Origin of the sequence: Maribacter sp. Asnod1-A12, from assembly GCF_045063735.1 — a bacterium.
GTDB lineage: Bacteria > Bacteroidota > Bacteroidia > Flavobacteriales > Flavobacteriaceae > Maribacter.
In genome coordinates this window covers 1,398,681-1,420,169 of the sequence record NZ_JBEFNZ010000006.1, presented here as the reverse complement: position 1 = coordinate 1,420,169, position 21,489 = coordinate 1,398,681, and the positions used below count along the sequence as shown (strand labels likewise).

At 32.6% G+C, this 21,489-nt stretch carries 17 protein-coding genes; 10 read left to right on the top strand and 7 right to left on the bottom strand.

The window, feature by feature from the left end; translation table 11 throughout:
* Positions 1-116: 116 nt before the first annotated feature.
* Both ACJJVP_RS05870 and ACJJVP_RS05865 read right to left on the bottom strand, forming a co-directional pair.
* Entirely contained in the window at positions 117-563 is a 447-nt protein-coding gene (locus tag ACJJVP_RS05870; RefSeq protein WP_405411648.1) for a hypothetical protein, read from the bottom strand.
* Positions 564-757: 194 nt separating this feature from the next.
* Positions 758-2,617, bottom strand: a complete 1,860-nt coding sequence (locus tag ACJJVP_RS05865) for a cation:proton antiporter (RefSeq protein WP_405411647.1) — start codon at positions 2,615-2,617, stop codon at positions 758-760.
* Between the two features lie 619 nt (positions 2,618-3,236).
* Between ACJJVP_RS05865 and ACJJVP_RS05860 the strand changes: the two genes are divergently transcribed.
* The 8 genes from ACJJVP_RS05860 (at position 3,237) to ACJJVP_RS05825 (ending at position 16,570) form a co-directional block, all read left to right on the top strand.
* Positions 3,237-7,802 (top strand): PAS domain S-box protein, encoded by a 4,566-nt coding sequence (locus tag ACJJVP_RS05860; protein ID WP_405411645.1) that lies wholly within the window; start codon positions 3,237-3,239, stop codon positions 7,800-7,802.
* Positions 7,803-7,804: 2 nt separating this feature from the next.
* On the top strand, positions 7,805-8,203 hold the full coding sequence (locus ACJJVP_RS05855; protein WP_405411643.1) for a two-component system response regulator: 399 nt from the start codon (positions 7,805-7,807) through the stop codon (positions 8,201-8,203).
* A gap of 131 nt (positions 8,204-8,334) precedes the next feature.
* Positions 8,335-9,195: an MBL fold metallo-hydrolase gene (locus ACJJVP_RS05850; protein WP_405411641.1), complete on the top strand. Its 861-nt coding sequence runs from the start codon at positions 8,335-8,337 to the stop codon at positions 9,193-9,195.
* Positions 9,196-9,246: 51 nt separating this feature from the next.
* The gene (locus tag ACJJVP_RS05845; protein ID WP_405411638.1) at positions 9,247-10,896 is read left to right on the top strand and encodes a S8 family peptidase; all 1,650 of its coding nucleotides are present in this window, start codon (positions 9,247-9,249) and stop codon (positions 10,894-10,896) included.
* Positions 10,897-10,913: 17 nt separating this feature from the next.
* Positions 10,914-12,767 (top strand): M1 family metallopeptidase, encoded by a 1,854-nt coding sequence (locus tag ACJJVP_RS05840; protein WP_405411636.1) that lies wholly within the window; start codon positions 10,914-10,916, stop codon positions 12,765-12,767.
* Positions 12,768-12,841: 74 nt separating this feature from the next.
* Positions 12,842-13,222, top strand: a complete 381-nt coding sequence (rnpA, locus tag ACJJVP_RS05835) for a ribonuclease P protein component (RefSeq protein WP_036150808.1) — start codon at positions 12,842-12,844, stop codon at positions 13,220-13,222.
* Positions 13,206-14,834, top strand: coding sequence for a S41 family peptidase (locus tag ACJJVP_RS05830; RefSeq protein WP_405411633.1), 1,629 nt, complete (start codon positions 13,206-13,208; stop codon positions 14,832-14,834). Before rnpA ends, ACJJVP_RS05830 begins: the two co-directional genes overlap by 17 nt.
* 236 nt (positions 14,835-15,070) lie before the next feature.
* Positions 15,071-16,570, top strand: a complete 1,500-nt coding sequence (locus tag ACJJVP_RS05825; RefSeq protein WP_405411630.1) for a S10 family peptidase — start codon at positions 15,071-15,073, stop codon at positions 16,568-16,570.
* 14 nt (positions 16,571-16,584) lie between these two features.
* On the opposite strand, the gene ACJJVP_RS05820 is transcribed toward ACJJVP_RS05825, so the two are convergent.
* The 3 genes from ACJJVP_RS05820 to ACJJVP_RS05810 all read right to left on the bottom strand — a co-directional run bounded on the left by ACJJVP_RS05820 (position 16,585) and on the right by ACJJVP_RS05810 (position 18,511).
* Complete coding sequence (locus ACJJVP_RS05820; protein ID WP_405411627.1) at positions 16,585-17,001, bottom strand: hypothetical protein; 417 nt, start codon at positions 16,999-17,001, stop codon at positions 16,585-16,587.
* On the bottom strand, positions 16,976-17,215 hold the full coding sequence (locus ACJJVP_RS05815) for a hypothetical protein (protein ID WP_405411624.1): 240 nt from the start codon (positions 17,213-17,215) through the stop codon (positions 16,976-16,978). Before ACJJVP_RS05815 ends, ACJJVP_RS05820 begins: the two co-directional genes overlap by 26 nt.
* Before the next feature lie 102 nt (positions 17,216-17,317).
* Positions 17,318-18,511 carry an NlpC/P60 family protein gene (locus ACJJVP_RS05810; protein ID WP_405411622.1) on the bottom strand — a complete coding sequence of 398 codons (1,194 nt, stop codon included), beginning with the start codon at positions 18,509-18,511 and terminating at the stop codon, positions 17,318-17,320.
* A gap of 56 nt (positions 18,512-18,567) precedes the next feature.
* On the opposite strand from ACJJVP_RS05810, the gene dcm reads away from it, so the two are divergent.
* Together dcm and ACJJVP_RS05800 are read left to right on the top strand one after the other, a co-directional pair.
* A complete protein-coding gene (gene dcm, locus ACJJVP_RS05805; RefSeq protein ID WP_405411620.1) occupies positions 18,568-19,797 on the top strand; it encodes a DNA (cytosine-5-)-methyltransferase in 1,230 nt (409 codons plus the stop codon).
* A 139-nt stretch (positions 19,798-19,936) separates the two neighbouring features.
* A complete protein-coding gene (locus ACJJVP_RS05800) occupies positions 19,937-20,311 on the top strand; it encodes a hypothetical protein (protein ID WP_036150827.1) in 375 nt (124 codons plus the stop codon).
* Positions 20,312-20,358: 47 nt separating this feature from the next.
* Here the strand turns inward: ACJJVP_RS05800 and ACJJVP_RS05795 are convergent, their stop codons facing one another.
* Both ACJJVP_RS05795 and rpiB read right to left on the bottom strand, forming a co-directional pair.
* Positions 20,359-20,802, bottom strand: a complete 444-nt coding sequence (locus tag ACJJVP_RS05795; RefSeq protein WP_405411617.1) for a GNAT family N-acetyltransferase — start codon at positions 20,800-20,802, stop codon at positions 20,359-20,361.
* Between the two features lie 111 nt (positions 20,803-20,913).
* Positions 20,914-21,342, bottom strand: coding sequence for a ribose 5-phosphate isomerase B (gene rpiB / locus ACJJVP_RS05790; RefSeq protein ID WP_405411615.1), 429 nt, complete (start codon positions 21,340-21,342; stop codon positions 20,914-20,916).
* Positions 21,343-21,489 lie beyond the last annotated feature (147 nt).

Here is a 21,489-nt window from a genome sequence, read left to right as displayed (position 1 = left end):
ATTGGGATAAAAAAGGGGTGAGTTGGGTATTGTTCTAGTTTAGGAACTTTATAAAACACCAAAAAACAAATGCACCAAATAAATACTATAGAAAAACCAGTTAACTGTTATAGTACCTAATTTCGTTGGCAGACCAATTCTATAAATACTTCTTCGTTAGTTGAATTTTCTTCTAACAATGATATTACGGTTTCTAATGACAGACCGTCAAAACCTTCTATAATCTCCCCGTTTACAATAATTTCATCTCCATCTTGGCAAACTGGAAAATCTGTAACATTAGGTCCTGAGCACTCATAACAATTACCAGATGTTCCAAATTCATTTTCCAACTCTGCACACAATTGCTCTGCTGCATCATTAAATTCAAGATCGCTGGGTAAAGTAATTAGATCACCTACAGCCTCACCATCTCTATAAATTCTAATATTATTTACTTCATCTTCACATATTTCTACCCCATCAATAGTACATGATACACAGCTATTTGCATCACTTTTATTACATGATACAATAACAATCATAACGATAATAAGAATTATACTTTTTCTAAGGTTTTTCATTTTTCAACATTTTAAAGGTTAGTTTCATTTTATCGGATAAAACTAATGTTGAAAGAATTGGGGTACAATACCCTAATAATTGTATTTAATTCTAAAGGAAAACCATTAGAATCATTACTTTGTATTTTTTTATAAAAGTATTAAAACCTTTATTTATAGGGGTTTGAGATAGTAATTTAAGCTAAAAAGTAACGCTATTTGTTATTTTTACTTTCTTCTTTATCAGGATCTTCCAAAGGAAATATTTTACCTAAATATGCCAATTTATACCCTTTCTGAATATCTGTAAAATCTTTACTGAAGGCTGTTATTATTTGTATATCGCCATCTGGATCAATAAGGAATAAAGGAACAATATCAGCATCTGCCTTTGTAATTTCAATCAAACCTTCATAATGTTCTGTATCATGAAGTTCAATTTCGTGTATTGCCGGAAATTTTCTGGCAGCTTCGGTCAGCTTTATAAAATCATCGGTATGTGAAAACAAGCCCTCTTTTGGATTGTTCTCTGGATCTGCCATTTCGTCGGTATCTACCAACCTAAATGATCCGTTTTCACCGAATGCATGTTGAAATTTATCTATAGCATACTTGTTTATATCAGAATTTGCGGTCAAGGCCATTAAATATCCAATATCGTTCAGTTCTATATTATCAGTTAAATTGTCTGAATATATATTTGCAGATATAGCTTCTAACCCTTTCTTATTCGCCTTATCAATATTAGACTGATTATTGTCTATTAGTACTACATGTCTATCGTTTTTATGAAGATATTCACCTATTAAGCGAGATACTTTCGAAGCGCCCAGAATTAATATTCCTTCAGACTTATTTAAGAAAACACCAATTAACTTTGCAAATATTCTTGCTGTAGTTGCATTTAATAAAACGGTACCTAAAACAATCATGAATACAAGCGGAGTAATATACTCTGCCCCTGGCTCTCCTTTTGACAATAATTTAGAACCAAATAATGATGCTATACCCGCTGCTACAATACCTCTAGGACCGACCCAACTAATAAAAAGCTTTTCATTAAATTTTAAATTTGACCCAATAGAACTGAGAAATACCCCAAGTGGTCTTATAACTAGCACAATAGACAAGAATAAAGCAACCGTTTTCCAAGTAAAAATTAACTGTAAATCTGAGATATCAATATTCGCAGCCAACAAAATAAATAATATGGATATTAAAAGAATACTTAGAGACTCTTTAAAATATAGTAGCTCTTTTATATTTGGCAAATTAGTATTCCCCATTACCATACCCATAACAACAACCGCCAATAAACCCGACTCATGAGCAAAAGCATCTGACATTACAAAAACCCCTAAAACTACAGAAAGAGAAACTACGTTCAGTAGATAATGTGGTATGAAACTTTTCTTTATCAAAAAGGTTAGTGCGTGTGCAAAAGTGAAGCCAAATGTAAAACCGAACAATAAAATCTTCGCGAATTCTATTAATGCAGTAACTGTATAAGCTTGACCCTCGCCTACACTTATAAACTCATAGACCAAAACAGCGGCCAATGCACCTATAGGGTCAATAAGAATTCCTTCCCATTTCAATATTGCAGAAATATCTTTTTTAAGTGGAATATTTCTAAGTATCGGTGTAATTACCGTAGGACCTGTTACAATTATCAACGCAGAAAACAAGAAACAAAGTTGCCATGAAAGTCCAAATAGAAAATATGCAGCCAATGCCGCTCCAAAAAAGGTTGTTAGACTACCAAGTGTAATTAATTTGGTGATTACCGGACCAATATTTTTAATTTCAGAGCGCTTTAGTGTGAGCCCGCCTTCAAATAAAATAATGCTTATTGCTAATGATACAAAGTAGTATAGACCTTCGCCTGGGAATAGACCTTTTTCTCCGTTCCAAATAGGTTCAATAATTTTAGAACCATCTTCAGTATAAAATGTTGATAAAGGCCCAACAATTAAACCAATAAGAATAAGTGGTAAAATTGCAGGTAATTTTAAGCGCCATGCCACCCATTGTGCAAGTATTCCTAAAATAATAATTCCCGCAAGCTCTAGCATTTAATTTGTTTTGGATAAAAATAACAATTAAACCGCATTATATACCATAAATATTAAAGCATAGGTCTGCATTTTTAAAGCAATAACATATAGGCTCAACTTAAGTTCTTATAATTTAACCGTAACTTATTGTTCACGACCTTCGAAATAACAACTAATCAAGTTTTATAATCCCATTTATTCGGCTTTGTTTTTTCTTCTTCTTGAAGGTTATAATACAGAATTTACCCTTATTAGTTATTATTTAAATTAGAAGCTTATTCTTCATCATTTAGGTAATAAGACAATTGAAAAACGTCGTAAAAAAAAAAGAGATTTTTAAAAATTTTATTTTTCATTAAGGCAAAATTTACCCCTTATTCAACTATATTTTCAACCTTATAAGGTTGCAAACCATCAAATTATATTAATACTTATCTTACAAAAGATAAAGAAAAAACGTTATTATGAAAAAGACTTTTTTTAACTTCGTAGAAAATGTTAATTTCTAAATACCTTTTCATTTAACACCGGTTCTTAAGTTTTAAAAGATAAGATAGTAAAGATCTAACATTTTTTCATACCCTTTATACTATGTATTCAAAAAATGGGTGTATTATTATAATTCAAACAACCTTAAATGGCTGAACACCAAAAGCGTAACATCTATAAAAACCCTTTATTTTACGGGTTATCGGCTTTCTTTATTGTGTTCTTTATTACCCAATACATTGCTTATCAAAAATATCAACTTCGCCAGAATAAAACGCAGCAATTAATTGAGCAGAGAGTTTCGAAACTAAAAATGGACCTACAAAATGTACTAGGTCAAAGTTTTTATGCAACTCAAACCCTATCGTTTATTGTTGATCAATATGGAATTCCTGATAATTTTGATAGTATTTCGAGATTATTATTAAACAGCAATAAAAGTATTGATGCCTTGGAACTGGTGAACGGTGACGGAGTAATTACCCATGTTTACCCTCTAAAAGGTAACGAAGTATTAGGATTAAATATATTAAATGATCCAGACAATAAATATGGTGCAAAAACGACTCTAGAGAAAAAAGATTATTACACTGCTGGCCCTATTCAATTAAAACAAGGTGGTTCTGGTATAATTGGTAGAAGACCATTATACAAAAAAGGGAAATTTAATGGTTTTGTTGCCTCTGTGGTACGCTTAAGTACAGTGTTAGAAGCAATTCATTTAGATTCTATTGAAAATTCGGAGTTTGACTATACTTTGGTAAAAATAAACCCAGATAAGACAGAAGAAACTTTTTATACCACAAATAACATCTCTAAAGAAAATGCAGAGGTGGTGCCACTTATAACAAGTAAAGGTGAATGGAAATTATATATAACCTCAAACAGTTCTAATTCAAATTCAACTATTATTCTATTTTCGGTATTAGGTTTATTACTGTCATTTGTTTGTGGTATTCTCTCTTGGTTTCTGATGAGACAACCCGCGAAACTCAATAGACTAGTAGAGCAAAAGACGACTTCACTAAAAGAAAGTCGAGAAAAATATCGATTATTGATAGAGGAAGCTTCAGACGGTATTTTCTTAAATGATTATAATGGTAAGGTCTTAAAATCCAATTCTTACGGAGTGCAAATGTTTGGTTATACTAAAGAAGAATTACTTACAAAAAATGTTAGTGATCTTGCTTCACCAGACGAACGTATAAATTTAACTTCTCGTTTTAAAAAAATGTTTGATGGAGAAACTCATCGGTCTGAACGTAAATTATTAAAAAAAGATGGAACCCTCTTCTACGGTGAAGTAAGTGCAAAAAGAGTTAACGAAACAACATTTATAGCTATTGTAAGAGACATTACCGAAAGAAAAAAACTTGAATTTATTGCCGAAGAAAACTTGGTGAAATTTAGCAAAGCTTACAATAATGGTTTTGTAGGAATGGTGATTTTAGACCATAATAGAAATTTTATAGATGCCAACCCTTACTTCTTAAATTTAATAGGTTATTCTTTATTAGAAATAAAAGGTAAAACTATTTCAGAGCTTGGGCTTATAGATGTTGAAGAGATTTTAAAAACAAATCCTCACTTTAACTCCTCTACAAGTTCATGTCGTGTTGAAAAGGTTGAACTAGAATTTATCAGTAAGAATGGTGAAAAATTATACTTAATCAATTCAATTGAACCTTATGAACACCTAGGTAAAAAATATTGTTTAAGTACTTATATAGATCATACCGAAGCAAAAAAAGCAAATCAAGATATTCTACAAAGTGAAAAAAAATATAAACAATTTACTGAACGTATTTCAGATGCTTTCGTTGCTTTTGATCAAAATTGGTGTTTTACAGATATAAATGCGAAAGCAGCCAAAATTGTAGGAATGGATGCTATAGAAATGATTGGTAAAAATGTATGGAATGAATTTCCGGTATTTAAAAACTCTGAAGGTCATTTTAAATTTAAGGAGGCAATGAGAAAACAGGTATACAGCTTTTTTGAGCAATACCACCCTACAGTCGACCGATGGATAGAAAACCATTTATACCCATCATCAGAAGGTATATCTATTTACTTTAGAGATATTACCAAAAAGAAAAAAGCAGAACAAGAAAAGCAGAAGTTGATTTCTGTAATAGAGAATAGCCCTGGGTTTATTGGTGTGGCAACTTTAGAAGGAGAACCTATATTTTTAAATGATGCCGGTAAAAATATGATTGATTTACCGTCTGATTTTGACTTTAAAAAAGCTACAATATTTGATTTTTTCCATGATGAATATAAAGAGATAATAAAAAATGAACATTTACCATCTATCATGTCTAAAGGATTATGGACGGGCGAAGTTCCAATTAAAAACTTCAAAACTAAAAAATCTATTCCTCTAGAATTCTCTGGTTTTATCATTAAAGACAAATTATCTAACGAACCAATTGGTATTGGTTCTATAGGGTTTAATTTAACTGAACGAAAAAAAACGGAAAAAGAAATATTAGACCTTAAAAGCAAAACCGATGCAGCTATTCGTATCGGTAAAATCGGCTACTGGGACTTTGATTTAGATTCCGAAAGCTTTATTTGTTCTCCTTTAATGTATGACATATATGATATAGAACAAGGTACAGTATTAACAATTTCATTTCTTGAAAGTATAATGCATCCAGATGATGTAGAAGAACATCGTAAAAATATAGAGCTAATTATAATAGAAAAAAGCACTCATACCTTCACTTATAGAATAATTGTTAAAGACGGCACTATAAAGTATTTATTGGTAGAAGTTGAAGTCGTAAGAGACCCTCATAATATGGCTGTTAATTTTAAAGGTACCGTTATAGACATAACTCAGCAAAAAAAAGCAGATAACGAAATTTTAGATCTTCAAAACAAAATGAATGCCGCTATTCGAATCGGTAAAATTGGATATTGGGATTTCAATTATGAAAAAGAAACTATCAATTGGTCTTTAAGAATGTATGAAATTTACGACATAGAACCTGGTACCGAAATAAGTTTACAATTAATTGAATCTCGCTTACACCCTGACGATGTTGAACTTCATAGAAATGTAGTGAACAAATTGGCTATAGAACACGATGCTTATTCGTTTACTTATAGAATTATTGATAAAAAAGGAGCTATTAAATATCTTTTAATAGATATGGAATCCGTAGCGTATAAAGGTCAAAACACTAAATATAGTGGTACAGTACTTGATATTACGAAACAAAAAGAAGCCGACAATGAAATTATAGCCCTGCAAGCCAAAATGAATGCAGCCATTAGAATTGGTAAAATCGGCTATTGGAATTGGGATATGAGCGGCGATGTTATTGAGTGGTCAAAAGAAATGTATGAAATTCATGAAATTGATCCTAGCACAGTTATCACCGTTTCATCACTTAAGGAAATCATTTATCATGAAGATTGGGATATGATTAATCAATCTATAACCAATAGAAAAGAGTCCGTACAACAATCCACAAGTATATATAGAATTTCACTTAAAGATCATACTTTTAAATATTTTTTAGCGTCTTCAGAAATGACTTATGACGAGGAAAATAACCCTATATTTTATCGCGGTACAGCCATGGATATTACCAGTAATATATTAGCTGAACAAGCCTTAAAAGAAAGCCAAGAAAAATTTACCAAAGCATTTGAAACTAATTTGATGGGTATGATCATATTAGACGATCAAAGAAGAGTTATCGAAGCAAATAAAATGGTTTATTCCTTGTTAAAAACCACAAAGAAAAAGCTAATTGGTAAAACTATTTTAGAATCAAAAGAACTTATCGTTAACGAAAATGAAAGACAAAGACTATGGAACAAGCTTAATAAAGAAGGTGAAATTGTTAATGAAGAATATAGAATTGAACTAAAAAATGGTGATAAGAAAACTCTTTTAATTTCTATGGCTCCTCTTAATGAAGAAGGTAAAAAAAGTTTTCTGATCAATTTAGTTGATGATTCTAAAAGAAAAGAAGCAGAGAAAAATCTTGAAAACCAATACTATGAACTTCAAAAAACAAATTCTGAATTAGATAGTTTTGTTTATAGTGCTTCTCATGAATTAAGAGCCCCTTTATCTTCTGTTTTAGGTTTAATTCAATTAATTAAAATGGAAGAAATAAATCCAAAATTATTTCAGCATTTGAATATGATGGAAAAATCAATTGATAGATTAGATAGTTTCATTAAAGATATCATTGAATATTCGCGTAATAAACATATCGACCTTAAGTTAGAACTTATAGATTTTACCACCTTAATAAACCATTCTTTAGAAAGTTTATGGTATTTAGAAAATATAAACAATATAAAAGTTCAAATAAACATTAACGATAATGTAAAATTTGTGTCAGATAGTAAGCGTATTTCAGTTTTAATGAATAATTTTATATCTAATGCAATTAAGTACCATGATCTTAACAAGACTACACCTTCTATTTGGATTACCGTAAAAACTACCAAAAAAGAAGCTGTCATTGTAATTAAAGACAATGGAGTTGGTATGGCTAAAGACCAAGTAGAGCGAATTTTTGAAATGTTTTATAGAGTATCTTCTAAAGTTATGGGTTCTGGAATAGGTCTGTATATTGTAAAAGAAGTAATTTTAAAACTTAAGGGCACAATAAAAGTAACATCAAAATTTGGAGAAGGTTCTACATTTACCTTAACCATACCAAATGACACAAGTAGATTATAACTATGGCTAAGGATATAAGCATATTATTAATAGATGATTCGGAGGTGGATAATTTCATAAATAAAGCCATTATTTCGAAAGAGGATAATATTTCAAAAATAACCACAATAACTTCAGGGCAAGAGGCATTAGAACATTTAAATACTATTTTAGATAGCCCAGAAGCTTATCCTGATGTAATTTTTTTAGATATTAAAATGCCGGGAATGAGTGGATTCGAGTTTTTAGATGAGTATATTAAACTACCTGAAACTCTTACAAATCATTGTAAAGTATATATTTTAAGCTCTTCTATAGACACAATAGATTCAACTAAAGGAAAAGAATACCATGTAGTCAAAAAACATTTAACCAAACCTTTGGCTCATCATCAAATAGGAGATTTACTATCAGAAAGTTAACCCTCACACAAAAATTAGCTAATATTAATTTTTTCTTGATAAATTAGAGAAGGTCTATTAATCTATGGGTTAAATGATAATACTTTCTTAATAATCCCAAGAATACCTTCACTTTTATTATTTTGCCCCCTATGAAAATTTATCCTGTTGAAACCGGTAATTTTAAATTGGACGGTGGTGCTATGTTCGGTGTAGTGCCTAAAACAATTTGGCAAAGAACAAACCCGGCAGATGATAATAATTTAATCGACATTGCCGCTAGAAGTCTTTTAATTGAAGATGGCGACAGGTTAATATTGATTGATACAGGTATGGGCAATAAACAGTCTGATCAATTTTTTGGCTATTATTACCGCTGGGGAGATTTCAATTTAGATATTTCTTTAAAAAAATATGGCTTTCATAGAGATGATATTACCGATGTCTTTTTAACACATCTTCATTTTGATCATGTCGGTGGTGCCATACAATGGAACAAAGATAAAACGGGATACGAACCTGCTTTTAAAAATGCTAAATTTTGGACCAATGAAAAACATTGGAAATGGGCAACAGAACCCAACCCAAGAGAAAAAGCTTCTTTTTTAACTGAAAACTTAATACCAATACAAGAAAGTGGTCAATTAAATTTTGTTGACCATGCAACCGAAAACTTTTTAAAAAATAGCCCACTAGGTTTTGATATTCGTTTTGTAGATGGTCATACAGAAAAGCAAATGCTCCCTCAATTTTCTTATAAAGAAAAGACCATTATCTACATGGCAGACCTTATACCTACAGTAGGTCATATTCCTTTACCATATGTTATCGGTTATGACACAAGACCTTTGATTACCATGACCGAAAAAGAGCTTTTTTTAAATGAAGCCATAGAAAATAATTATTATCTATTTTTTGAGCACGATGCACATAACCAACTATGTACATTAAAACAAACCGAAAGAGGTGTAAGGCTTGATCGGGTATATACTTTTAACGAGCTTTTCAATTAACTATACACTAATATTTACAAACTATAAATAATTACTAAAAGTTGCCCTTATATGATGAATACATATTCTAAATCAATTTTCGCACTTTCAATTGCGGCGGTACTAACTAGTTGCGGAAGTACAAAAACAGTAGGAGGGAGCGGTTTAGTTCTTACTCCAGTAGAAAATATAGATGCTACTCCTTTAAAAATTTCTGACCTTACTACTATTGAAAAGAATAACTGGGGACATTTAGATTTAGTTACAGATACAATACCCGGCATGAGCGTTGATAAAGCTTATGCAGATATTATTAAAAATAAAAAAGGCACAAAAACAATTGTTGCGGTTCTAGATTCAGGTATTGATTTAGAACATGAGGATCTTGTAAATGTATTATGGACCAACGCCAAAGAAAAAGCCGGTAATGGCATTGACGATGACGGCAACGGATTCATTGACGATATCCACGGTTATAATTTCTTAGGCGAATCTTATAACGAGCAGTTAGAATATGTTCGTATGCTTCGTTTGAATATCGGAGACGCAGCTACTTTAGCTAAAGCTAAAACTAAATTAGACTCTAAATACAATGAAGCATTACAAGGTAAAGAACAGTACGAGTCAATTTATCAAGCAGTAAAAAATGCAGATAACGATGTAAAAAAATATTTAAAGAAAGATACTTATACTAAACAAAATTTATCTACTATAAATGCAACAGATGAAACTATGCAGCGTAATGTTGCCATTCTAAACCAAATGTTGAGCATTAATGAAACTATACCTGGTGTACTCGATGATTTAAATAAAGGTCTTAAATATTACACAGAACAGCTTAATTACAACCTAAACAAAGATTTTAATGGTAGGGAGTCTGTTGGTGATGATGCCTATGATATTACCGATGTAGATTATGGTAACGGAAACCCAAATAATAGAGTAGATGATGAAAGTCACGGAACACACGTAGCGGGTATAATCGCTGCTGAACGTAACAACGGTAAAGGTGTTAACGGTGTTGCCAACAATGTAGCAATTATGAGTATTAGAGCAGTGCCTAATGGTGATGAATACGATAAAGATATTGCAAGAGGTATTCGCTACGCTGTTGATAACGGTGCAAGAGTAATCAATGGTAGCTTTGGTAAGTCTTTTTCCCCTAATGCAGAATGGGTAAATGATGCTATTAAATATGCTGCAGATAATAATGTACTTTTCGTACATGCAGCTGGTAATGATGGGGCTGATTTAGATAATCCAATTAATGCCAACTTCCCTAATGATCAAATAAACAACGGACCAGAAATTGCTGATAACGTAATTACAGTAGGTGCTTTAAATCCTAAATATGGATCAGAATTGGTAGCTAGCTATTCTAATTATGGTAAAATAAACGTTGATATTTTTGCCCCAGGTACAGATATCTATTCTACGTACCCCAATAACGATTACGAATATTCTCCGGGTACTTCCATGGCTTCGCCAGGTGTTGCAGGTGTCGCTGCTTTGGTTATGTCTCAGTACCCAAGTTTAACGGCTGCTCAAGTGAAAAAAATAATTTTACAATCTGGTTTATCCATTAAAACAAAAGTTGTTTTGGGTAATAATACTGGAAAAAGCGGTTCTTTAGATGAGGTTTCGACTTCAGGTAAAATCGCAAATGCTTATAATGCTTTGGTATTGGCTAGTAAAGTAGCTGCCGGTCAGGTTAAACTATAATAATTTATATTACTCATATGATTAAATCATTTTTTACATTTCTAACAGCAATTTTCTCAATAGGATTGTTAGCTCAAAACAAGACAGATTATTGGCAACAACATGTTGATTATACCATGGCGGTAGATATGGATGTTGAAACCTTTCAATATACAGGTACACAAACTTTGGTATACACCAATAATTCTCCAGAAGAGCTTAAACGTGTTTATTTCCATTTGTATTTCAACGCTTTTCAGCCAGGCAGTGAAATGGATATTCGACTACAGACAATTGCTGATCCAGATGATAGAATGACTACTCCAGACAAGAAAAGTAGAATTGCTTCTCTTACTGAAAGTGAAATAGGATACCTGCATGCTACCTCTTTAACACAAGATGGAAGTAAGGTTACTTTTTCAGAAGAAGGAACCGTGTTAGTTGTTGATTTAGTTAAGCCAATAGCGGCTGGTGCAAAGTCTACTTTTAATATGAAATTTAAAGGTCAAGTGCCTTTACAAATTAGACGTTCTGGTAGAAACAGTGAAGAAGGTGTTGCATTGTCCATGAGCCAATGGTATCCAAAATTAGCAGAATATGATTTTGAAGGTTGGCACGCAGATCCATATATTGCACGTGAGTTTCAAGGTGTTTGGGGAAATTTTGATGTAAAATTGACTCTTGACAAAGACTATACCGTTGGTGGAAGTGGTTACCTGCAAAACCCTAACGAAATAGGTCATGGGTATGAAACTCCTGGTACCAAAATCAAAAAACAAAAGGGCAAGACCTTAACATGGCACTTTAAAGCTCCAATGGTACATGATTTTATGTGGGCCGCAGACCCAGAATACATTCATGATATTCAACAAGTACCTGACGGACCAGTGCTTCATTTTCTTTACAAAGACGATGCTAAAATTTTAGAGAACTGGAAAAAACTTCAGCCTAAAACGATAGAGGCTATGCAGTTTTTTAGTAAAAACATTGGTAAATACCCATATGATCAATATTCGGTTATTCAAGGTGGTGACGGCGGTATGGAGTATGCCATGTCAACACTTATTACCGGTAATAGAAAGTTTGGTAGTCTAGTGGGTGTTATGGCTCATGAAATGGCGCATTCTTGGTTTCAACATATATTAGCTACAAACGAAGCTAAACACGAGTGGATGGATGAAGGATTTACATCTTTTATTTCTAAACTTTGTATGACTGAAATTATGGACTACGAAAAAGAAAATCCTTTTGAGGGTACTTACAAAGGGTATAGAAATTTAGCCCTTTCAGGTAAAGAACAACCACAAGGTACATATGCAGATCGTTACGCTCTTAACTTTGCCTACGGTGTTTCTGCATACAGCAAAGGTTCTATATTTTTGTCTCAGTTAGGCTATGTTATCGGTCAAGATAAATTGATGGAAACTATTCGTAAATATTATGATGAGTTTAAATTTAAGCATCCTGTGCCTAACGATTTTAAACGTGTTGCAGAAAAAGTATCTGGTTTTGAACTAGACTGGTATTTAACAGATTGGACACAAACTACAAATACAATTGATTACGGTATTAAAGAAGTTACGGCATCAGAAAACAACACTAAAGTTACCTTAGAACGAATTGGTCTAATGCCAATGCCTTTAGATATTTTAGTAGTGTATAATGATGGTAGCAAAGAAACTTTTTATGCTCCTTTACGTATGATGCGAGGAGAAAAAGAGAACCCTTATGAGGGTATTGAAAGAACTGTTATTGAAGATTGGCCATGGGCTTACCCAAGCTATGATTTTGAAATCAATAAACCAATAACCTCAATACAAGCAATCGTTATTGATCCTTCTCAATTAATGGCAGATGTTAATTTAGAGAACAATGTTTGGCAAGCAGAGTAATTTCTTCTTCTAAACTTTAAGATATTTATGCCCCCAAATTGGGGGCTAATTCTTTTTTAAAACTTCTTTTATAAATGGATGCATCCTTCGGAAAAAAGGAAAAACTAAAAAGTAAAATACTCATTACCCAGTTGTTTGAAGAGGGTAGGGGTATTTCTGTTTATCCGTTGAAACTAATTTATCAATCCGTAGAGAAAAAAGAAGTTCCCATTAAAACCGCCGTTACGGTATCTAAGCGCAATTTTAAAAGTGCCGTAGATAGAAACCACATTAAACGTTTGCTAAGAGAGTCTTATAGACTTAACAAAGGCTTGGTTTTTAACAATACAGATACAAACTTTGCGTTTCTATTTTTATACCTTGGTAAAGATATGCCCACCTTTGAGCAGTTAGATCATAAAATGAAGCTCGTTTTAAACAAGTTTAAGCTACAGATTGATGAAAAAAATAATTAGTAAAAAAGTACTAGTACCCATAATTGCCATCGCTTTCCTTTTTGTAGGAAGTAGTTATAAAAGCGACTTTTTTGAAATAGCCAAACAGATAGAAATCTTTACCACCTTGTTCAAAGAACTGAACATGAATTACGTGGATGAAACCAATCCGGCAGAATTAATGGATACCGCCATTAAAAATATGCTGAACGAATTGGATCCCTATACCAAATTCTTAAACGAACAAGATGTTGAAACGTATCGCATAAACAATGCTGGTGAATATTCTGGTATTGGTGCCATGGTACGCTCTTTTGATGATAAATTACTGATTATTGAACCACACCAGGGATATCCCGCAGATAAAGCAGGATTAAAGGCCGGTGATGAGATAATACAGATAGGAGATATCAAAGTAGCGGATTTTGAAGATAATGCCAGTGAGCTTTTAAAAGGAGCTAATGGGTCAACTATAAATGCTACTTATAAAAGACAAGGTAAATTAAACACTACAAGTATCACAAGAGAAGGGATAGAAGTAGATGCTGTTCCTTTCTTTAAAATGATCGATAACAAAACAGGGTATATCGTTCTTGCAAAGTTCAATGCCAAAGCAACGGAACAAACAAAATCCGCCTTATTGGATCTGAAAGGAAAAGGGGCCGAAAAAATCATTTTGGACTTAAGAGGAAATCCTGGTGGTTTGTTATCTGAAGCTATCAATGTTACCAACTTATTTGTTCCAAAAGGGGAATTAGTGGTTACTACAAAATCTAAGGTTAAAAAATTCAACAGAGAGTACCATACCAACAACCAACCTGTAGATGAGGAAATTCCTTTAGTGGTATTGGTTAATGGAAGTAGTGCCTCTGCCAGTGAAATTGTTTCCGGTAGTTTACAAGATTTAGATAGAGCGGTAATTATGGGTGCCAGAAGCTTTGGAAAAGGCTTGGTACAACGCCCTCTTAAACTAACTTACGGTACACAGTTAAAGGTTACCATTTCTAGATATTACACTTCTTCTGGTCGTTGTATACAATCATTGGATTATTGGAACCGTGATGAAAGTGGTAAAGCGGTGCGTAATACTACCTTCAACGATTTTACTACTCGTAATGGTAGAAAAGTACAAGACGGTGGTGGTATTTTACCAGATATTGAAGTAGCTACTTCCAAAACTAATGACCTAACTTTGGCATTGCTACAGAACAATGTTATTTTCGATTATGCTACCAATTACCATTATACACACGAGTATAATGATGTTGCCGATTTTAAATTCACAGATGCTGATTTTAATGCTTTTAAAAACTATGTAAAGCAAAGTAGTTTCTCATTCGAGACCAAGGCAGAAGAAGCTATTAAAAAAGCGCTCTCAGGCGATGAAAACGACTTTTTAGGGGCTGACGTTAAGGATAGCTATAAAACATTGTTAGCGAACATTGAAAAAGGTAAAATCAATGCTTTAGATAAATACCAAAGCGAGATTCAAAAGAACCTAGAAGATGAAATCGTTAAACGTTATTTCTACAGAGATGGTTTATACCAATATTACTTAAATAATGACGACGCTATTTTAGCTGCTACCGAATTATTAAGTAATAATTCTAAATACAGTGCTATTTTAAAATAGAATAGCTCTTAAGTTATCTTAGATTTCTTTTTAGTAGTTGCATGCTATTTATTAGGCATTCTTTTAATCTGTCCTAAAATAGGTATTCAAAGTACCATGAACCAATCTTGCTTTTTTAAGATTGTTTGTGGATTTTGCGAATGTATCATATTCCATTCAATGCCAGTAGACTGTTCATTTATTATTCCTACTTTTAAATGTACAAACTAACGCCAACAGCAATACCTTAATGCAATATGAGAAATCTACTTTTATTAGCTAGTTGTATTTTAATACTTCAATCAACAAAAGCGCAAGACTCGAAAAAAGATGCTAAACCTATACCAGAAGCTAAATCTTTTGTAACAAAACATAAGGGCACTTTTAGCGGTACAACAATTGATTATACCACTACGGCAAAAGAAACTTTTTTAACCAATAAAGAAGGAGATTCTATTGCTACTTTTTGGTCAGTTGCCTACACTAAAACTAGTATGGGCGATGTTACTAAAAGACCGGTAACCTTTGTTTTCAATGGCGGACCAGGATCTGCTTCAATGTGGTTACACATGGGATTCTTTGGACCCAAAATTGTTAAGGTAGATTCTGATGCCAAATCTGATGATGGTGCCGCACCATACAACTTAGTTAACAACGACTATGGTTTACTTGATGTTACCGATATAGTTTTTATTGATCCCGTAGGTACCGGTTATAGTCGTTTGGTTGGTAAAGGAGAAGGAAAAGACTTCTACGGATTAAAAGAGGATGTAAATTCTTTTGCCCAATTTATCAGAAAATGGGTAACTGAAAACGAACGTTGGTTTTCACCCAAATATTTAGCTGGTGAAAGTTATGGTACCACACGTGCTGCGGCATTAGGAAAGGCTTTAGAAGGATCTGGCCAAAACATGGCACTTAACGGAATGATACTTATATCGCAAGCTTTAGATTATGCAGGTTCTACATCTATATCAAATAATATTACTTCTTTCATTACCTATTTACCAAGCATGGCTGCCACAGCTTGGTATCATAAAAAAGCAGGTCAGGGCAAGTCTTTAGAAAGCTTTACTCAAGAATGTAGAGATTTTACATACAATACCTACATACCATCATTATACAAAGGCAATTCTTTAAGTGATACAGAAAAGAATACTTTGGCTGAAAAGCTTTCTTATTTTACAGGATTGGATAAAACATATATTCTACAATCTAACCTGAGAATACTGATGGGTCGTTTTCAGAAAAAATTACTAGAAGATAAAGGTTTAGCAATTGGCAGACTTGACGGAAGATTTATGGGTAATGAAGAAGATAAGGTATCTGAAAAACCACATTTGGGAGATGCAGCTAGTTATCAAATAAGTGCTGCCTATACTGCTAGCTTAAATCATTATTTCGCTTCAGAATTAAAGGTGAAAATGGATAGACCCTATATTACTTCTGGTGGTGGATCTAATTGGAGATGGAGAACAGTACCCGACGGAAAATATTGGGAACCAATGCCTGTAAATACTGCACCAGATTTAGGTGAAACCATGCGCAGAAATACAGCTATGAAAGTTATGGTTGCTAGTGGCTATTATGATTTAATTACTCCGTTTTTTGATGCTGAATTTACTTTTGATAGAAACGGAATCGTAAAAGATCGTGTACAAATGAAGTATTATGAAGCTGGTCATATGATGTATACACATGAACCAGATTTTATTAAATTAAGTAAAGATATACGTGAGTTTATTTCAGCTAATTAATTAAAATAATTACCCTATTTCTTTAAAACAACCACATGCTGATTATTACATTGTAGATTGTAAAATTTGACAATATCTCTAACATGCTTTTTCTTGAACTCTTTGTTCTGAATCTTAGTTACTAGTTCAGGGCAATCGGCAAAATAATCTGAAGCAGCATTTTTAAAATTTTTACTAAAAAGTTGATTCGATCCTAAATGGGTTACTTCTCCGTTTACTCCTTTACTGACATAGAGATTTTTGATATCATAGTAATTTCCGTGCATCATGTTCATTTGACCATTTGCACTACCAACAAACATAGGGGCAGAATAACCTGTTTGCTCTAAAACATATAAGTTAACAGTGCCTATTTCTAATTCTCTTACGACATTGAAATAGCCTTTTTTTGTCTCTAGATAAATATTAGGTAGATGGCTCTTCCCTATCATTTATAACTGCTTGCTCTAGATTTTCAAAATGATATTTTTCCGGTTTGTCTCCTTTATTTTTTTTAAATTTTACCTGGTCGCCATTTACAAGCTTTGCCATTCCCTTTAATTGTTTGCCATCTTTGAAATATAAAGTTGCAGCATCTTTTTGGGCAATAGCAATAGATGATTCAACAAAACAGCAGATTAAAACTAAGAGAGTTGTTTTTTTCATAGCAGGTAAATGAGAGATAACTATGATAAAACGGGTACAATTTTACTATGTTATAATTTTTATCTTAAAATCGATGAAACGCCATTTTAATAAATGAACTACTTAATCTTTAATAGGCATAGTAATATTTAAGTTTTGAAGCAAAGGATCTTCTTCATTTAATAAGCGCTGTGTTCTTAAATATCTACCTACATTAAACGCATCATAATTTAGTGCATCTTTATCTACACTACTTATACGTACCATTTCAGATGAATGTATAAATTGATTATCACCGATCCACATACCTACATGCACTACTTTTTCTGAAGTGGTTTCTGTTGCTTTTCTTCCAAAGAACAATAAATCTCCTTTCTGCAATTTGCTGAAATCTGCAATAGAATCTATTGGTTTACCAGCGTGCACTTGTTGAGAGGCATCACGCGGAATTACCATACCATTTAAATAATAGATAGTCTTTGTGTAGCCACTGCAATCAACACCTTTTGTAGAAGTTCCTCCCCACAAATACGGTACTCCCATTAATGTTTTTGAGGTTGCAATAAGTGAATCTGCATTAAAATTCAAGTTTGAAATCCACGTGTTATATGCTACAGATTCGTCTTTAGAAATATACCCTTGTCTACCATCTGGAAATTCAATTTTATAAAAATCATCGTTACTACTTAACAGTTTTAATAAGCTACCGGCAACAATATCAGATGTTCTTTCTTTAGCTTCTTCTGAATTAAATGCATGCCCATAAGTATCAGTGTAAATGATTTTATCTGCTGCAATCCAATTTTTAATTTCCTGTGCGTTCATTAATTGAATTCCGCCTGGATCTACCCATGCTAAATACTTATCTGGCGTTTGTATCAAATACCAATCTCCTTCTTTTTTTAGAACATTAACAATGGTACCTAAAGTTACCTGTGTTGCCAATTCTGCTGAATGTTTAGGGTTACTTCTAAGATTGGCGGCAGAGATATTAATAACTGCATTGGTCATACCTTCTAGCTCGGCGCCAGGTAAAATTTTAATATCGTTAGTGGTTTTTATTCCCTTTTCTTTTAAAAGATTATTCAAAGAATCTACAGCCAATGGTAAGTTAGTTTCACCAACTAAGGTAAAACCTGATGGACCATCTAATACTTCTAAATTAAAAAGTGCGGTACGTTTATCTGGTGCAAATGTGTTTTTTATGATTTCAATTTCTTTGACCAATAATTTCTTTTCGTCTATATGTACACCACATGCCGTATTTAAAGCAATCAAAATCAATACAAAAGACCTCTTTAAGATAATTCTCTTCATCCGTAAAATAATTTCTAATAGTATTAGCCTTGTGAAATTATGTAATTTTATCGCAAATGAAGAAACTAAAGGTCATAGAACTTTTTGCTGGCGTTGGCGGATTTCGCTTAGGATTAGAGGATACCGAGAACTACGAAGTAGTTTGGAGTAATCAATTTGAGCCTAGTACGAAAGCACAACACGCCTCTAAAGTCTATGAAGCTAGATTTGGTCATGAAAACCATAGAAATGAAGACATTTCTGAAGTACCTACCAAAGACATACCAGATGGCGATATCTTAGTTGGTGGTTTTCCTTGTCAAGATTATTCAGTTGCCGCCACTTCAAATAACTCTAAAGGACTTATTGGTAAAAAGGGAGTTTTATGGTGGAGTATCCACAGAATACTATCGGAAAAGAAAAATCCGCCTAAATACTTATTTCTTGAAAATGTAGATCGGTTATTAAAATCTCCATCAAACCAAAGAGGTAGGGATTTTGCTATCATGCTTAAAAGTTTAGATGACTTAGGCTATGCCGTAGAATGGAGAGTTATTAACGCTGCAGATTATGGAATGCCACAAAGACGTAGACGTATTTTTTTCTTAGGATACCATAAATCTACACCCTTATACAAACAATTTAAAAAGGCCAAAGCCGAAGATTGGATTTTTGAAAAAGGAACTATAGCAACGGCTTTTCCAATAACAAGCACTTCTTCAAAAATGATTTCTTTTAATATTACTGATGACCTTGTTACACTATCTGAGAATTTTAATCTAGGCGAAAAATTATCTCCATTTCAAAATACCGGAGTATTCATTAAAGGAAAAGCATATACTACCAAAACTACAGCCAGTTATATTGGAAAAAGAACGGTTTTGGCCGATGTTCTTGAAAAAGGAATTATACCTGAAGAATTTTATATTCCTGAAGAGGAGCATGATAAGTGGTACTATCTAAAAGGTGCTAAAAAAGAAAATAGAACTTCTAAATCTGGATTTGCCTATCATTATAATGAAGGTAACATGATTTTTCCTGATGCTCTAGATAATGCCTCTAGAACAGTTATTACAGGTGAAGGAGGTAAAAGTGCATCGCGCTTTAAACATGTTATCAACACCAAAAAAGGACTTCGTAGATTAACTCCCGTAGAACTGGAACGTTTAAATATGTTTCCCGATGATCATACTTTACTAGAAGGAATTTCTAATACCAAAAGAGCCTTTTTCATGGGTAATGCACTTGTAGTAGGTGTAGTCAAAAGAATAGGTGAAGTGCTTTCAGATAAAATTAAATCAACATAATATTTCTTCCTTTTTTTAAGTAAAAGGGAACTATTCTAAATAAAAATTATACCTCATTAAAATCTGTTTTTAAACTCAACATATTGTTAATCAACGTTTAAAATTAGGAATTGTCCTTTTTTTTGTTATTTTATTAGGTATGGTAAAAGTAGAAAAGTCAGAAAACGTAGAATTTTTAGAAAAGTCAATTCAACATTTAGAAGCTACTGGTTTCGAGAATATCAAAGCTGATATGGAAGGCTATGAAACTCCTAAATCATACTCAAGAAAAGGTTTGGAAGACAATGTTACTCCAGATATTGTAGCTATTAAAAACGGTAGAAAATATTATTTTGATATTAGCTTAAAATCTCCAAAAACCAGATTACTGAAATCTAAGTGGTTGTTTTTAGATACTTTGAGTAGAATGAATTCCAACAGATTTAGAATTATTACTACCAAAGGGCACTATAAGTTTACAGATAATATGCTTGAGGATATTAACCTAAGTAATAAAACACCTATCAAAATTTAAATCTTTGAATGCAACATATTAAAAAAGACCGCTAAAAGCGGTCTTTTTTATTTTTTGATCATTGCTATATGTGGTATACCATCTTCTAAATACTCTTCTCCCGTTGATTTAAAACCTAAGTCAGTATAAAATTTGGTAAGGTATTTTTGAGCTGAAATCTTTATTTCATTTTTATTAAACTGTTCTTCAACAGCTTTAATAGAGGCTTGCATTATAATTTTTCCAAAACCAAATTTTCTATACTCTTTGTGCACCGCCACTCTACCTATACTAGCTTGTTCAAAATAATCACCTGGCTTAAAAATACGGGTATATGCTACTACCTTATCATTTTTATATCCTAGTACGTGAATTGCTTTATCATCTTTACCATCTATATCTAAATAAACACAATCTTGTTCTACCACAAAAATATCACTACGTAACTGTAACACATTATATAGTTCTTCAATATTAAATTCTTTGAAACTTTTTACCTTAATATCTAACATGAGATTGTTCAATTAACTAGTTATGTTCATATCTATTATAAAATAACTAATTGATTAATATGTACTTATAATAACTATTTTAGGTTATCAACATAGTTGTAATAACTAACTTTATAAAGGAATCTTTTCAATTCTACGTTCATGCCTACCGCCATCAAAAGAAGTGTTTAAAAAGGTGGATACCATTTCAAGTGCTTGAGGTAGTGCAATATATCTTGCGGGTAGACATATTATATTTGCATCATTATGTTCTCTTGCCAATTTGGTGATTTCCTTTGTCCAACAAAGAGCAGCTCTTACATTTTGTTGTTTATTAGCGGTCATATTAGCCCCATTACCACTGCCACAGATTAAAATACCGAAATCTGCCGTACCATTTTCAACATCTAGCGCTACAGGGTGGGCAAAATCTGGATAATCAACGCTATCAGTGCCATCTGTACCATAATTGATAACTTCAATTTGTTTAGATTTCAATAAACCTATAATAGCTAACTTGTATTCTGTACCAGCGTGGTCGTTACCAATAGCTATTTTCATATGTATAATATTTAAAGGTTAATAGTTCATGTTTATATCCAGTGGGGGTGGAACAAAACCGAGCTAAAGGTACAATAATCAGACATTCACAACAAAAAACGAGGAGTTCACAACAATAGTTATCATGTCATTAATAAAAATTGTTAA

Coding starts and splice junctions, on each gene's coding strand:
- ACJJVP_RS05870 (WP_405411648.1), bottom strand. CDS start 563: ATGAAAAACCTTAGAAAAAGTATAATTCTTATTATCGTTATGATTGTT.
- ACJJVP_RS05865 (WP_405411647.1), bottom strand. CDS start 2,617: ATGCTAGAGCTTGCGGGAATTATTATTTTAGGAATACTTGCACAATGG.
- ACJJVP_RS05860 (WP_405411645.1), top strand. CDS start 3,237: ATGGCTGAACACCAAAAGCGTAACATCTATAAAAACCCTTTATTTTAC.
- ACJJVP_RS05855 (WP_405411643.1), top strand. CDS start 7,805: ATGGCTAAGGATATAAGCATATTATTAATAGATGATTCGGAGGTGGAT.
- ACJJVP_RS05850 (WP_405411641.1), top strand. CDS start 8,335: ATGAAAATTTATCCTGTTGAAACCGGTAATTTTAAATTGGACGGTGGT.
- ACJJVP_RS05845 (WP_405411638.1), top strand. CDS start 9,247: ATGATGAATACATATTCTAAATCAATTTTCGCACTTTCAATTGCGGCG.
- ACJJVP_RS05840 (WP_405411636.1), top strand. CDS start 10,914: ATGATTAAATCATTTTTTACATTTCTAACAGCAATTTTCTCAATAGGA.
- rnpA (WP_036150808.1), top strand. CDS start 12,842: ATGGATGCATCCTTCGGAAAAAAGGAAAAACTAAAAAGTAAAATACTC.
- ACJJVP_RS05830 (WP_405411633.1), top strand. CDS start 13,206: ATGAAAAAAATAATTAGTAAAAAAGTACTAGTACCCATAATTGCCATC.
- ACJJVP_RS05825 (WP_405411630.1), top strand. CDS start 15,071: ATGAGAAATCTACTTTTATTAGCTAGTTGTATTTTAATACTTCAATCA.
- ACJJVP_RS05820 (WP_405411627.1), bottom strand. CDS start 17,001: ATGATAGGGAAGAGCCATCTACCTAATATTTATCTAGAGACAAAAAAA.
- ACJJVP_RS05815 (WP_405411624.1), bottom strand. CDS start 17,215: ATGAAAAAAACAACTCTCTTAGTTTTAATCTGCTGTTTTGTTGAATCA.
- ACJJVP_RS05810 (WP_405411622.1), bottom strand. CDS start 18,511: ATGAAGAGAATTATCTTAAAGAGGTCTTTTGTATTGATTTTGATTGCT.
- dcm (WP_405411620.1), top strand. CDS start 18,568: ATGAAGAAACTAAAGGTCATAGAACTTTTTGCTGGCGTTGGCGGATTT.
- ACJJVP_RS05800 (WP_036150827.1), top strand. CDS start 19,937: ATGGTAAAAGTAGAAAAGTCAGAAAACGTAGAATTTTTAGAAAAGTCA.
- ACJJVP_RS05795 (WP_405411617.1), bottom strand. CDS start 20,802: ATGTTAGATATTAAGGTAAAAAGTTTCAAAGAATTTAATATTGAAGAA.
- rpiB (WP_405411615.1), bottom strand. CDS start 21,342: ATGAAAATAGCTATTGGTAACGACCACGCTGGTACAGAATACAAGTTA.